This window comes from Vibrio sp. 10N.247.311.47 (assembly GCF_041467535.1).
GTDB lineage: Bacteria > Pseudomonadota > Gammaproteobacteria > Enterobacterales > Vibrionaceae > Vibrio > Vibrio crassostreae_C.
Genome location: NZ_JBFSUR010000002.1, coordinates 33,729 through 47,929, shown reverse-complemented (window position 1 = coordinate 47,929; position 14,201 = coordinate 33,729). Strand labels below are relative to the sequence as shown.

Annotated in this window: 15 protein-coding genes; 5 read left to right on the top strand and 10 right to left on the bottom strand. The window is 45.0% G+C overall.

Annotation, left to right across the window (positions count from 1 at the left end; translation table 11 throughout):
* Positions 1-9 precede the first annotated feature (9 nt).
* A complete protein-coding gene (locus AB6E51_RS01745; protein ID WP_229647578.1) occupies positions 10-240 on the top strand; it encodes a hypothetical protein in 231 nt (76 codons plus the stop codon).
* 123 nt (positions 241-363) lie between these two features.
* Here the strand turns inward: AB6E51_RS01745 and AB6E51_RS01740 are convergent, their stop codons facing one another.
* Positions 364-2,412, bottom strand: a complete 2,049-nt coding sequence (locus tag AB6E51_RS01740; protein ID WP_372057688.1) for a DUF3466 family protein — start codon at positions 2,410-2,412, stop codon at positions 364-366.
* Positions 2,413-2,713: 301 nt separating this feature from the next.
* On the opposite strand from AB6E51_RS01740, the gene AB6E51_RS01735 reads away from it, so the two are divergent.
* From AB6E51_RS01735 to AB6E51_RS01725, 3 genes are all read left to right on the top strand, one after another.
* Complete coding sequence (locus tag AB6E51_RS01735; RefSeq protein ID WP_017072318.1) at positions 2,714-2,959, top strand: hypothetical protein; 246 nt, start codon at positions 2,714-2,716, stop codon at positions 2,957-2,959.
* 288 nt (positions 2,960-3,247) lie between these two features.
* Complete coding sequence (locus AB6E51_RS01730) at positions 3,248-4,618, top strand: ATP-binding protein (protein ID WP_372057768.1); 1,371 nt, start codon at positions 3,248-3,250, stop codon at positions 4,616-4,618.
* Entirely contained in the window at positions 4,615-5,280 is a 666-nt protein-coding gene (locus AB6E51_RS01725) for a response regulator (protein WP_136974564.1), read from the top strand. Before AB6E51_RS01730 ends, AB6E51_RS01725 begins: the two co-directional genes overlap by 4 nt.
* A gap of 75 nt (positions 5,281-5,355) precedes the next feature.
* Here AB6E51_RS01725 and AB6E51_RS01720 read toward each other — a convergent pair whose 3' ends face one another.
* From AB6E51_RS01720 to AB6E51_RS01695, 6 genes are all read right to left on the bottom strand, one after another.
* A complete protein-coding gene (locus tag AB6E51_RS01720; RefSeq protein ID WP_372057687.1) occupies positions 5,356-6,015 on the bottom strand; it encodes an HAD family hydrolase in 660 nt (219 codons plus the stop codon).
* Between the two features lies 1 nt (position 6,016).
* The gene (locus AB6E51_RS01715; protein WP_372057686.1) at positions 6,017-7,036 is read right to left on the bottom strand and encodes an ABC transporter ATP-binding protein; all 1,020 of its coding nucleotides are present in this window, start codon (positions 7,034-7,036) and stop codon (positions 6,017-6,019) included.
* On the bottom strand, positions 7,036-7,821 hold the full coding sequence (locus AB6E51_RS01710) for an ABC transporter permease (RefSeq protein WP_004732591.1): 786 nt from the start codon (positions 7,819-7,821) through the stop codon (positions 7,036-7,038). Before AB6E51_RS01710 ends, AB6E51_RS01715 begins: the two co-directional genes overlap by 1 nt.
* Complete coding sequence (locus AB6E51_RS01705) at positions 7,821-8,714, bottom strand: ABC transporter permease subunit (protein WP_102463577.1); 894 nt, start codon at positions 8,712-8,714, stop codon at positions 7,821-7,823. The genes AB6E51_RS01710 and AB6E51_RS01705 overlap by 1 nt, the downstream gene beginning before the upstream one ends.
* Complete coding sequence (locus AB6E51_RS01700; protein ID WP_372057685.1) at positions 8,711-9,610, bottom strand: alkaline phosphatase family protein; 900 nt, start codon at positions 9,608-9,610, stop codon at positions 8,711-8,713. Before AB6E51_RS01700 ends, AB6E51_RS01705 begins: the two co-directional genes overlap by 4 nt.
* A 61-nt stretch (positions 9,611-9,671) precedes the next feature.
* A complete protein-coding gene (locus AB6E51_RS01695) occupies positions 9,672-10,775 on the bottom strand; it encodes an ABC transporter substrate-binding protein (protein ID WP_372057684.1) in 1,104 nt (367 codons plus the stop codon).
* Between the two features lie 211 nt (positions 10,776-10,986).
* On the opposite strand from AB6E51_RS01695, the gene AB6E51_RS01690 reads away from it, so the two are divergent.
* A complete protein-coding gene (locus AB6E51_RS01690) occupies positions 10,987-11,715 on the top strand; it encodes a UTRA domain-containing protein (protein WP_372057683.1) in 729 nt (242 codons plus the stop codon).
* A 103-nt stretch (positions 11,716-11,818) separates the two neighbouring features.
* Here the strand turns inward: AB6E51_RS01690 and AB6E51_RS01685 are convergent, their stop codons facing one another.
* From AB6E51_RS01685 to AB6E51_RS01675, 3 genes are all read right to left on the bottom strand, one after another.
* Positions 11,819-12,673, bottom strand: a complete 855-nt coding sequence (locus AB6E51_RS01685; protein ID WP_372057682.1) for an amino acid ABC transporter ATP-binding protein — start codon at positions 12,671-12,673, stop codon at positions 11,819-11,821.
* Positions 12,666-13,331, bottom strand: coding sequence for an amino acid ABC transporter permease (locus AB6E51_RS01680; protein ID WP_017061228.1), 666 nt, complete (start codon positions 13,329-13,331; stop codon positions 12,666-12,668). Before AB6E51_RS01680 ends, AB6E51_RS01685 begins: the two co-directional genes overlap by 8 nt.
* A 137-nt stretch (positions 13,332-13,468) precedes the next feature.
* Positions 13,469-14,107: an amino acid ABC transporter permease gene (locus tag AB6E51_RS01675; RefSeq protein ID WP_102332331.1), complete on the bottom strand. Its 639-nt coding sequence runs from the start codon at positions 14,105-14,107 to the stop codon at positions 13,469-13,471.
* Positions 14,108-14,201: the final 94 nt, after the last annotated feature.

The window sequence follows — 14,201 nt, the reverse complement described above, 5'->3', positions numbered from 1 at the left end:
AAGATTGGAATGCATCGAAGGAAATGGGCAATAACGCTAAAAACCCGTCAAATTGTAAAATATTTGTTACACACAAAACCTCACAACAACAAAGTGAGTGCTATCAAGGGATTGAAAGAGGGTGGTTTGATTTACAGCAGAGCAAGAGATGTTATTGAATTGTTACATGTGATTTTTTTGGCTAAAGCAGAAAGAGATAAGTGTATGTTGAACGTAAAAAGAGCATCACAAAACAGGTGATGCTCTTTTAAAAAGCTTCATATCCCAGCGGTATTCTTATGGGACGAAGTATCAAACCTAACCCATTACTTTAATGGTTGACGGTCAAATAGAGGTTGTTTCTCTCGTGAGCACGTCATCAATTTAGGCAATCACAGAACGAGATTTTTTCAAGCGAACTGAAAGCACGGACATCAAACTGATAAGCACCAATAACCCGGTACCGGCACCACTACGTTCAACATCTTCAGCGCTATCATCACTTCTTTCAGCAATGTCTTCACTTGTTGCTCCAGATATCGGGATAAGTTTCACAGCCACCACCCTCTCGTCACCTACTCCATCATTACAATATGCAAAGTGCGCGGTTGAATCATAAGCCATAGAAGAGGAGCTACTTTCACTCGCAAAACATTGTATTGCCGTCCCTGAGATAACACCCGCGTCATTAATGTCGGTTGCGTCCAATATTCTAAAGTGGTTGTTGGCATCACTGTCGTCACCACCGTTAGTTAGGTCGTCTAACCACCAAGCTTGATCATTATATCTTGCACGTCTATCAGCATCGGTACCAGTGTCGTTATAAGGGAAAATGAAGCCGCGATGCCTTCTTTCATGTCCGTCTACTTCAGCGTGAGTTTCGGCGTCAACATAGCCAACGATTTCATTGTAGCTGTTGATCTCACTTGCTTTTCCCTCTGCACTGTCAAAGAAAATGTCTTCACCTAAACTTGCGAAGAATGTGGCTGTTGGCGTTGTGTCATTCGCATCAGCGACGAACATACGATTATCAGACACACGATCCGACGGATAATCACCATCTCTTTTTGCATAACCAATAACCATCATGTTTTCATTAATGTCTGTTGCGACAGAATTACTGTGAATGTATGAATCACTCACTTCTACCGTCGCATTAGCGATAAATGTAGTCGTCCAAGCATTTTCCGAAACGCTGAAATTTGACGTACTGCTTGGCCTAAACACAGCAGCCTGCATAAGAAAGTTATCAGAATCATCTAGCTCTGTATTGTAACCAACTAAAACAGGATAAGAGCTATATGTCCCTCTAGACGAAATCGTTGCAGCCCTCACACTCGCCTGTGCTGAAGCTTCATCATCGTTGTAAGAGTAATAGGTCGAACTGGTTTCCCAATCAGATACTGAGAAACGGTTTCCATCATCATTGGGGCCATTCGCATCGGTTATATTCCAGACAAAAGCTCGATTAGCAAAAGCAAAGTTCTGACACTCTGGATATAAAGCAGGCTCAATATCTTCATCGATACAATTATCTAGATCCTCAGCATCACTGTCGGATGTGTACGGAGAGTCATAATCTTTGTATCCATCACTGTAATAAAAAGTCGCAACGGACGCGCTTCCGACCACATAGCTTTCCCCTCCATAACTGAAAGAGTCAAAAGCCATCGTTCTTCCCATTTGGGAGATTATATTCGCTTCGCCGTCAGCATCGCTGATCGTAATGCTGGTATCGGCTTCAGGTTGGAGAACCGTAAATTCAGTGCCTGTATCGTAGTAACCACGCTGCCTATACAACTGAATATATTGGTTGTTATAACTGTAGTAACCACTGCTGGTGTTACCAAGAACAAAACCATTCTCGTCAACTTTAGTGATGACCTTCTCCTCTGTTCCATCAACAAAGGAATAACTATAACTGCTCACATCAGGTGGGTTGCTGCCAACATCTGGGATCTCGCTTAGCGAAGAAGAATCATAAAAAGCCGTGGAATTGGTCTGATAGCTCAGCCCGTAATACGCATCACGCTCATTTTTCAAGCCTCCAATGCCCGCATCATCATCGCCATACCACAATAAAGAACTCCAAGCTTCACAAGTCGCGTAGCCAAGTTCGCTCGTGCAGTAGCTATAGATATCGTCATAATCCAAATAGTAGAACGTGTTATCGATACCAAAGGGGACCTCCTCTTTAAAGGAAAAACCTGGTTCTGCATTTTGAGCTTCCCCTGCGAATGCGTAGTCGGTGTCACCACAACTGGTACTAAAGCAATCCGTTGTACCAAGCTCTGGTTCAACTGCGACCCCATACACCGATTCAGTTTCTACTGGTGATTCCTCCAAAACCACCCTATAAAGCGCAGCGTTACTATAAGAAGCAACCAACAACGTAGAAGAGACAACGACTGATTTTTTTACCATTGCCTTCATTCTACGGCTCCTAAAAAATAATCCATTTCAATACCAACGATAGCTTTCTGCCTTTATTGCTAAAGGCATTAAATTCATGAGTTCAATAGTGGACTAGGATAAAAATAGAAAATGTGGAAACTATGTAGAAACAATGGAGGTTTAAACAACCTGACTTGATGGGCTGATGATCTGATGCCCTATTAAAGTTAAACGCTAACTTTCATCTCCTAGATTTATCCATTTTCTCTGCTAATTTGATCGCTAACCTATTTGCGTCAAAGAAATACACTTATATTTGGTTACGAATAGGAATTAAATGATGAACAAAATCACGACAGCATTACTTTTACTGACATCGACATTCGCGCTTCAAGCGTGTGCTGAAAGCCGTGAAGGCCCAAGAGAAATGCCAAGCTTTGAAGAAATGGATGCAAACGGTGATGGCGAATTACAATTAGAAGAGCTCAGAGGTCCACTCGCCGATGACTTTGATAAACTAGACGCAGATGGAAGCGGTGGTCTATCGGAAGAGGAAGTTCCGCCGCCACCACCAAGACGTCAATAATTGTTAGAGGGTTATCCTAAAATAGTGATAATTCAATGCGAGCTGATGGGATATAGCACCCTGTCAGCTCGCTATTCGTTTCTAACAAAAGAGTGCTTATACATGGCCTAAGATGAATAAAGAAATCAATGTCCATATTTCCCACACGATCGAGGGCTAATATTGGTTTATCTCATTTTATTGTCTTAACTCACTCTATCGTCTTAATTCACTTTAATTTCTGGAGAGAACGTGCGCATATCAATTTTCACCAAACTGTTTGTTTCAATACTAATGGTGTGCGTGACCATGCTCTTTGTACTGACCTATTTTATTAACTCCAGTTTTCAAAGAGGGCTCCAAGATTTCACAAATAATAATGAGATTGCCCTAGCTCAAGAACTCGCCAATAACTTAAAGCAATATTACTCACCTTCCGAAAAGTGGAGGCGGCTAGAGCGTGAACCACATTTAATCGCCAGTAGCATTAGCGGCCCCTCACGACCACATCCTCGTGACAGACACCCATCGCCACCACCATTAAGAGAGCCGGAAGCGCCAGGCCTTCAACCTATTTGGCAACGACTCAACATTTTAGATCAAGACGGGCGAGCCATAATTGGACCGCCTGAAAACCTACATCACCTTGAAGATGGTCAGCATCAAGCACTAGTCGAAATAACACGGGATGATCAAGTTATTGGGTATATCTCCATCGTCCAGATGGATGAAATATCAGGGCCTTTAGCAGAAAGCTTTTTCAAACAACAAACGACGCATGTAAGCACTATCGCATCGATTACCGTGTTGCTTTCATTCCTTATCTCTTTGTTTCTTGTTAGGCGATTTTTGAAACCATTGCGTGCTTTGTCGAAAGGTGCCAAATCTATCGAAAATGGCGATCTCGATTTCTACATTAAAAAAAGCGGCAATGATGAATTGTCCGATCTCATCGGAATATTCAACGGTGTTGTCGAGACACTAAGAAAACAGAAAACACTTAGAGAACAGTGGTTATCAGATATTTCACATGAACTTAGAACGCCTATCACCGTGCTTAGAAGTGAACTAGAAGCGCTACAAGACGGTATCCGATCTCCTGAACCAAAATACATCGACTCGTTACATCAACAAATCATCACACTAGGTCAACTCGTTGAGGATCTTCACCAACTCTCCCTGTATGACATCGGATTTAACCTCAATGTTAAAAACAACGTTGATATACATAAACTGATTGATTCTGTGATCGTTCAAAACTCGATCCGTTTAGAACAAAAAAACATCACATTAACAAAGCACTATGACCATTCGGCGCCACTGTTTACCTCGTGTGATGAGAGATTACTGACACAACTGTTTGTGAATCTGTTAGAAAATAGCGCGCGATACACTGGCGATAATGGGTATGTATCGATAGATGTTACCGACATTAGTGATAGTATTATTATCAACGTTGAAGACAGTGATCCAGGTGTACCTGATGCATCACTTCCGCGTTTGTTTGAGAGGCTTTACCGCGTTGATAAATCGCGCAGTCGATCAAGTGGCGGTTCTGGGCTTGGCTTATCTATCTGTAAAAATATCGTTGAAGCGCACCAAGGACACATTACTGCCGACCACTCAGAATTGGGTGGACTACGAATCATCATAGCGTTACCAAAGGAAATAAAATCGTGATTTTAGTCGTCGAAGATGAGCCTGCATTAGCAAGTGTACTGTGTGAGTACTTAGAGCACTCTGGCCTTGAAAGTCATCATATTATCGATGGTAACCTTGTCATTGACTGGGTAAAGCAAGCATCGCCTAAACTCATTATTCTCGACCTCATGCTACCCAATCGAGACGGGTTGGATATTTATCGAGAGCTGAGAACGTTCAGTGACATCCCAGTGGTTATGGCGACAGCCAAGGTCGAAGAGATTGATCGACTCGTTGGGCTTGAACTGGGTGCAGATGATTATATATGTAAGCCGTACAGCCCGAGAGAAGTGGTTGTGAGGGTGAAAAATATTTTGCGCCGTTCCAACAAGCCCCAAGCCACGTCACCAACGAACGCCATTGATATTGATGAATTGAGTATGACCGCTGTCCTATGTGGTATTAAGCTAAGTTTAACGCCAGCTGAGTTTCGGCTTTTGCACCTTCTCTATCAAAATGTTGGCCGCATTTATAGTCGCGATCAATTGATTGATAAAATCTACGACGATAGAAGAGTGGTCAGTGATCGCACTATCGATAGCCATATCAAAAACTTACGCAAAAAAATGGTCTCGATAAATGAAAAATGTGACTACATCAAATCCATTTACGGGATAGGTTACAAACTAGAAATAGAATAATACGAATCAAAAAGCCGCTTTCATCAGCGGCTTTTTTCGTTCTAAAGGGAACATAATTCAAAGATGGGATCAGCGTTAATCCCAGTTGAGAATCGACCAATTCGGTTGATCTGCTAACGCTTTCAAACGCGGACACGGGTTCACCAAATAAGCAAAATCAGCGTGTTCACACAAAGGTAAGTCGTTGATTGAATCCGTATAAAAGTGGATATCTGAGTAGTTGGTTTCTTGATTGTCTAACCACTCTTTTAAACGCGTTACTTTACCTTCACGGTAGCTTGGTACACCTGAGATCTGAGACGTGAAGCGGCCTTGGCTTTCAATCAAATCAATACCGAGTGCATTCTCGATACCAATCTTACGGCCGACCGCTTCTACTAAGAAAGTGACGCTGGCTGAGATGATCAACATGTCGATATCGTCACGCTCTAACTGCTCAATCAAAGGTTTCGACTGCTTGAACTGTTTAGGTAAAATATGCTGTTCAACACACTCTTCCACCAAGGCAGTCACTTGCTCTGTTGGCATATCGGCTAACGGCTGCATGGAAAACGTTAGGTAATCTTCCATGTTCAGTTTGCCTTCCGAATACAGTCCCATTAAGCGTTTATCTTCTTCAATAAAGTTGGGCGCAGTGGCAATGCCCTTTTCAACCAAGAACTCATTCCAAAGCATTGCTGCATCAGCATTGATCAGCGTTTCGTCCATATCAAATACATACAAAGGTTTGAACATATTAGGCTCTCACAGGTTGAATTTCGTTTAGGTTAAACAGGAGTTCAAGTTGGCTGCCATTTGCCAATAGTCGTTCAGAAGAACGGTTAAGTAGGTCGACCGTTAATTCACACTCATCAACGTCCACTTGGTAGCGAATCACGTTGCCCAAAAGCTGGTGGTTACGAATCGTGCCCGTTTTCGGCGCAGAGATATGTTCGCCATATTGTCGACCTTGCTCTTTCACGTAGATAGACTCAGGTCGAATCGCCACTTTCCACTCTGTTTCAATATTGAAAAGTTGCTTGGCTTTGTTCGCTTGCACCAGATTGTAGTGACCCATGAACCCAGCCACAAATTCATTGGATGGTTGAGTGTAGATCTCTTCGGGTGTACCTGCTTGTACGATCTCGCCTTTGTTCATCAAGAAGATACGGTCAGACATGATCATCGCTTCCTCCTGATCATGAGTCACGAAGATCGTGGTCAGATTCATCTCTTTTTGAATATCTCGGATCTGTTGGCGCAAGTGCTTTCGGATCTTCGCATCCAACGCCGAAAGCGGCTCATCCAACAACAAAATACGCGGCTTGACCACCAAAGCTCTTGCCAAGGCCACACGCTGGCGTTGACCGCCCGATAACTGATGCGGGTAGAACTTCTCTTTGCCCGTTAAATCCACCAGCCCAATCACTTTCGCGACTTCGTGCTTAATCTCGTCAGCAGCAAGCTTTTTCATCTTGAGGCCAAACGCAATGTTGCCTTCAACCGTCATGTTCGGGAACAGCGCATAAGATTGAAACACCATGCCGATGCCACGCTGTTGTAGCACTTGATGGGTGATCTCTTCGCCGTTGACCCAGATCTCGCCACCATCGACAGGGTTTAAGCCAGCCAAGCTGCGCAGCAGAGTCGATTTACCACAGCCACTTGGGCCAAGCAGAGTAATGAATTCACCCTTCTCAATTGAAAATTGAATGTCTTCAAACACTGTATTGTCACCAAAGCTCTTGGTGAGGTTTTTCGCATTTACATAACTCATTATTTTGTTCCCTGGCTGAAACGACTTGCCAACCAAGTCAGTAAGAAAATAAACAGGAAGTACGTCATCACTAGGGCTGACGTGAAGTGGCCGCTGGTTTGACGCATATTGTATAGGTAGATTTGCAGTGTCTCGTAGCGTGTTCCTACCAAGATGTTGGCGAACACGAACTCGCCCAATAGGAACGAGAACGACAAGAACAGTGACGCCATTAAGCCTTTCTTAAGGTTTGGCAAAATAATCAGCAAGAATGCCTTGGTGGTGCTTGCGCCGAGCAGGTGAGCCGCGTCCATCAAGTCGTGCAGGTTGATCGCTTCAAAGCTGTTGGCAATCGCGCGATACATAAATGGCAGCGCGATGGTGAAGTAAGTACCAATCAGAATCCATGGTGTGCCTATCAGTGAGATTTCGCTATCGGCATACAGCTGAAGCAAACCCACCGACGACACCACGGGTGGCACAGCGAATGGCAATAAGATCAGGATATTCATCACCTTGTCGAGTTTCGGGAAATAGTAAAACACCACGAAAATCGCAGGCAAGACCAACACCACACTCAATGACAGTGCTGCCACACAGATAAACAGTGAACGACCAAAAGCTTGTAAGAAGCGAGGATCGGTCAGCAGGTTGATATACCAATCTAACGTGAAGCCATCCGGCAGGATCGTTGCGCCCCAACGAGAAGAGATCGAGTAAATAAAGGTCGCTAAGATCGGGATCATCATGATGCCGACAATCGAATAGACAACCGTTTTATGAAAACGAGTATTGACGGTGTTCATTACTTTCTCTTCCCTGCGTAGCTTTTGCTGATCAGCCATTGGTTAATCACGGTGATGAAGGCCAGCATCGCCATCAGAATCACTGAAATTGCCGCAGCTAGGTTTGGTTCTAAGAACAAGTCGCCCGATACCAAGCTCGCGATACGAATCGTAATCACGTTGTAGTTGCCCGAGGTCAACGCATACACACTCGCATAGGCGCCAATCGCATTAGCAATCAAGATGATGAAGGTGCCGAACAAGGCAGGCGACAACACAGGCAGTGCTATTTTGGTCCAGTATTGCCAAGTTTTCGCGCCAAGCAGTGCCGAAGCGGCTTGCCAGTCGTCACTCAGAGCATCAAACGCTGGATAGAGCAACAACACCGCCAATGGGATCTGGAAGTAGATGTAAATCGCCAGCAAGCCCCACTTGCCGTAAAGGTCGAAATCACCCAGCAATCCATACTGCTTGAGCAACAAGGTAATCGCACCGTTGGTCCCAAGGATGATGATGAAAGCGAAAGACAACGGAACGCCAGAAAAATTACTGCTCATGTTGGTGAAAGCAATCACCGCATCGCGGATTTTAGAATCAACGCGGCGCAGTGAAGAAACGAGCAGAGTCGCAATCGCTAAGCCAACAATGCTCGACCAAATCGACAACCATAAACTGTTGCCAAAAGCCTGCATCATGAAGGCAGAATCGAAGACTTCAGAATAGTTTTCTAGAGAGAGCTCATCGTCATAGAAGAAGCTGTTGATCAGCACCCAAACCATAGGTGCCAGTTGGAACAGGTAGAAGAACAGCGCGAAAGGCGCAAGCCACAAAGCGGGCTTGAAGCGTTGAAACAAAGATTTGGTTTTGGGTTTAAGCGCAGAGCCATCGCTCTGCGTGATTACAGAACTGCTCATAGGGCCAACAATTCCTGAGTGTAAGATTTATCGTGTTCAAGGTTGAGTAACTGACAGACGCTGCCGCAGATATCGGTCTGTTTCACTGAACATTCTTGGTGTGTAAACTTATCGCCAATCACAAAGAAAGGCACTTCACGCTCTTCAGGCAGAATGCCACCATGAGACAAGTCATTGTTCATACCGTGGTCACTGGTGATGATCACCTGATAACCATCGTCTACCCATTTCTCAAGATAGTTTGATAGGTAGATATCCGCGCCACGTGCACTATTGCGGTATTGGCGAGAATCTAGCCCATGCTTGTGTCCCATATCGTCAATGTTCATTGGGTGAATCAATAAGAAATCAGGTTGATGAGTGACGCGCAGATGCTCTGCATCCAAGAACAAGGCTTCGTCTGGGTAGTGATCCCAGTGGTAGAAACAACCGTGTTGAATATTCATGGTTTCGTCGTTGGTAAAACGGTCACGCACAGCGTCAAACGGTGCTCGGTTATATAACTCGCTCACCCAATGGTAAGCCGCAGCTGCCGTCACTTTGTTCTGCGACTTCGCCAAGCTAAATACCGACTCGTGATTCGATAAACGCACGATTTGGTTGTTGACGATGCCACTCTCGACAGGGCGAACACCGGTCAGGATGCACTCATACAGTGGACGTGACATAGACGGCAGCTCACACTGCACAGGGTAAAGCGTGGCACGCAGCTTGTTTTTTTGCGTGTTTTGCGAAGTGCCCTGTTTACTGTACGAATCGCCCTGTTTTGTCTGCAAATCGCCCTGTTTCTCATACATATCACTTTGCTCTAGAAGACCGTTCAGGTAACCCATGCAATCACGGGCTACCTGATAATTCAGTCCATCTAGAACAACAAGGATAACCTTATTGCTCATGGTCTATTCTCTGTTGCTTGTTTCTATAAGCCACCCGTTACAGGTGGTGTGTTAAGCGGGATTACTGCTGGTGAATCAATACGCTTTCTTGCCATTGGCGCGGCAGACGACGTGCTGATTTTTCCCATGCTGAGAAGTCAGTGACGGGATGAACGTTGCTGTATTGCTCGTTCGAGATCAGCTTGTCTTGTACTGATTGAGGTAGCGTAACGTTGCTACGGATTGGACGTGCGTAACCTTCTGCTAGGTTGATTTGGCCTTGGTCGCTGAAGATGTATTCACGAGCCAACTTCGCCGCGTTCGGGTTTTGTGCGTATTTGTTAATGATGGTGGTGTAACCAGAAATCACTGAGCCATCTTGTGGAATGCTGACGGTAAAGCGCTCACGGTCAATCTTGTCGCGGTAATTCAGTGCGTTGAAATCCCACATGATTGCCACTTCCACTTCGCCTTTTTCAAGGTTAGCGATGCTTGGGTCGGTGTAAGACAGACGGCCTTGCTTCGCTAATTCACCAAAGAATTTAATCGCCGGTTTTAGGTTTGACTCGTCACCACCGTTAGCAAATGCAGCCGCTAGAATCGCGTTGTTGGCTTGCGCGGCTACGCCGACATCGCCCACTGTGACTTTGTAGTCACCTTCTAGTAAGTCACTCCAAGTTTTCGGTGCATCTTCAACAAGGTTGTTGTTGGAAATGAAAGAGATGGTGCCAGTGTAAGCCAGAGCCCAATGACCATCTTTGTCTTTTGCCCAGTCTGGAATATCATTCCAAGTGGTTGGTTTGTATGGCTGAGTGACGTTTTTCTTTACGGCCACACGTGCGAATGCGAAACCCACATCACCAATATCAGCGGTTGCGTTTTTCTTCTCTGCTTCAAATTTCGAGATCTCCTGAGCCGAGCTCATATCGGTATCCTGATGCTTCAAACCGTAGTTTGCTTTCAGGTCAGTCCATGTGCCTTTCCAGTTTGCCCAACTGTCTGGCATACCCACACTGTAAACTGCACCCTCTTTTTGAGCGGCTTCAATCAGTGACTCAAGATCAGCATCCTTCGCCATCGCTGGCATTGAAAGTGTTGCCGTTATTAGCGTTGCGCCGATTAATTTTGCAGGTGAACCGATTAATTTAGCTGGCGATACAGTTGAACGGCTAAGCAAAGTTTTCATTGTCTCTATCCTTCTGGACTAGGTCAGTAAGTTCGTTTTGTATGCTATAGCCGGAATGTGACGGTTTGCCGTAAGTTATTTGACAGTTCGAGTGCATTTACGTGGCAGTTATATTTCACTCATATGACAATAAGCCATTGTTTACTGTCACATTCCTGTTAACTCCATGGTTTACCTTATTAAGCACACGAACTTATGGACTAGATCAGTAATGAGAACATTGGGCACCGGGCAATCAGGGACACAGTTAGGAAGAATTAAGGCGAGTATTCGAGAGCAGCTTCAATCAGGTATCTTCATTGAAGGGCAAAAACTGCCATCAGAAAGAAACCTTAGCGAGCTGTTTTCCACCACACGAATCACGCTCAAAGATGCATTGGTGTCATTAGAAACCGAAGGTCTGATATACAGAGAAGAGCGGCGAGGCTGGTATGTGTCACCCGAACGAATTCGCTACAACCCGCTGTCTCGCTCTCACTTTCATCAAATGATTCGCGAACAACATCGTATTGCAGAAACAAGGCTGCTGAGCACCCGCACAGAGATGGCCGCGGGCGATTACGCCAAAGCATTAGAGATAGAACAGATAACGCCGATACACGTGATTGAGCGCTTGCGTTTTATTGATGGTAGAGCAGTGCTGTTTGTTGAAAATGTACTGAAAGCGCCCTTATTTGATGGTGTCTTGTCGGAAAACCTCACCATGTCACTAACAGGCATCTACCGAGAAAAATACGGCTACGAGACCCAACGCTCGCGTTTTGATGTAATTCCCACTTCAGCCCCAGCCTATGTCGCTAAGGCGCTAAATTTGGCTGAGGGTCAACCGGTGCTGAAGATCTGCCGTGTGAACTACAAGCAAGATGGCGAGTTGATGGACTGCGAACTGGAATACTGGCGACCAGACTCAGTAGTGATCCACATTGATAGCATTGGCTAGTACCACATCCTCTTAATGCGGTAGCAACACAAATACAAAAACTCCGACTGATTCAGTCGGAGTTTTTTAACAATCAAACATTAAGGTGCGCGAATCATCTAGCTCATGAATCAAGCTTGAGGAACTTCCTTACCCTTGTTGAATCTGGGTTAGTGAAGAACTTCTCAGGGTTGGATTTCTCAATCAAGATGCCCTTCTCAAGGAATACCACCTGATCCGATACCTGACGCGCAAACTCCATCTCATGTGTCACAACCACCATGGTGTAGCCCTCTTGCGACAGTTTCTTCATCACCAACAACACCTCTTCGACCAATTCAGGATCGAGTGCTGACGTTGGTTCATCAAACAGCAACACATCCGGCTCCATCGCGAGAGCTCTGGCAATAGCGACACGTTGCTTTTGCCCACCCGATAACATGCTTGGGTAGTTCTCTAGTTTGTGCGACATACCAACCTTATCGAGTTGCTTACGTGCCATCTCTTCGGCGTCTGATTTCGCTATCTTCTTAACGTGAACGAGCGCTTCCATAACGTTTTGCAACACGGTTAAATGCGGCCACAAGTTGAAGCTTTGGAAAACCATACCAAGGCGCTCTCTGAGTTTCGCCAGCTCTTTATATTTGAGTGGTTTACCCGTTTCAGAGTTGATACCAATACGCTCATCACCCATAAAAATCGTGCCGCGCTCTGGCTGTTCTAGCCAATTCATGCAACGTAATAGCGTCGATTTCCCCGACCCAGACGAACCGAGAATACTCACCACATCGCCTTTGTTGATGTTGAGGTTGATGTCTCGCAGTACTTCGATGCCATCAAACTGTTTCGACAGGTTTTCAACCTTAATTATCGTCTCTCGTTCTTCCAATAGTGGTTCGCACTCAATCACTTCCAAATTCACGCCCAAAGAAGGGTTAATCGGTGCTTCCGTTTCAATAATCTCTGATTGTTTAAGCATGGCTAAGCCCTCTAAGTTCAACTTTGGTTTGGATTCGTTTGGTGATGGTTTCAAGTGCAATACTCACGGCCCAGTAGAGCGCGATAGCAATGATGAACGCATTCAATGGGATGAAGTACGTTGATTGAATGCTGTTGGCGGCCGCGGTAATTTCTGCGACGGTGATGATGCTAAGAAACGCAGTGTCTTTTAAGCAGATGATGAGTTGGTTCGTGATCAGTGGAACCGACTTAAACAACACATTTGGGGTAATAACTCGGGTAAATGTTTTGAATTTAGAGAAGCCATAAGCGTGCGCCGCTTCGATGTAACCTGGCTCTAATCCTTTACGAACACCTCGGAAAATCTCACAAAAATAGGTACCGTGATAGAGACTTAGCGCGATGATTCCCGCTGTAATCGCATCGAGTCGAATACCAACCTGCGGCAACCCGTAATAGAGCAGGTACGCTAAGATAAGAAACGGCAAGGTGCGCATCATGCCTATCAAACTATTGATGGTGTACTTCACACCAAGTTTTGAGTTTTCGAGGCAATACAACAAACCGATGCCAATGATGAAACTCAAGATTGAAGACGAAACAAAAAGATAAAATGTGGTCACAAACCCTGAAGCAAACAGCTCTTTTTGTTGCCAGATAATATTCCATTCTTCCATATTTACTCCTTAAACTTACCCGCTCAATAACGCATCACAAGCAGGTAAATGGTGTTTCTGACCTAGTAGCCATGACGGCTAAACTGTGGTTGTTGTTGATAGCTGTGACTGAGGTAGATTACTGATAGCCACACTTACTACTGCAGATAAGTAGCTCGGTTTTCAGCCACCGCTTGCAACTTCACCAACACGCCAATAATCAACATGTAAATGGCACCGGCACATAGAATCGGCCCAAGTGGTTCATAGGTAACCGCAGAGATTCGATTGGTGACACGAGTTAGGTCGACGATGCCGATCACCGCAATCGCTGGGCTGCCTTTGATTAAGAACGACATCTCATTGACTAGCGCTGGTAGGCTCATGATCACCATTTGCGGGAACATGATGCGGCGAAAATAAGTGATACGTCTCATACCAATGGCTTCTGCCGCTTCCATTTGTCCTTTTGAAAAGTTAAGAAAGGCATTGCGCCAAATCTCTGCATTGAATGCCGATGTATTGAGTGTGAGAGCTAAAATAGCAGAAACGTGTTTATCTAAATTGATGCCAAATGACGGAAAAGAAAGGAAAATAAACAGAGCCAGTGTCACCAAAGGCGTTGCTCGTGCCCAGCTGACATAGATACCCAGCATTTGATCCACAAACGGGATTTTCATCATTCGAATTAAAGCAATGACTAGCCCGATGACGACACCTAATACAATCGAGACTGCCGATATCCATGCCGTAGCCCACGCGCCCTGTAGCAACTGTTCCCAAGCGTAATAATCCATAAACGACCTCTTTGATAAGCGACTTCTTTCGATAGGTTTTGCGCAAATGACTCATGGGTTAAACCGCTTTGAACCCATTGGCATGGACACAAAC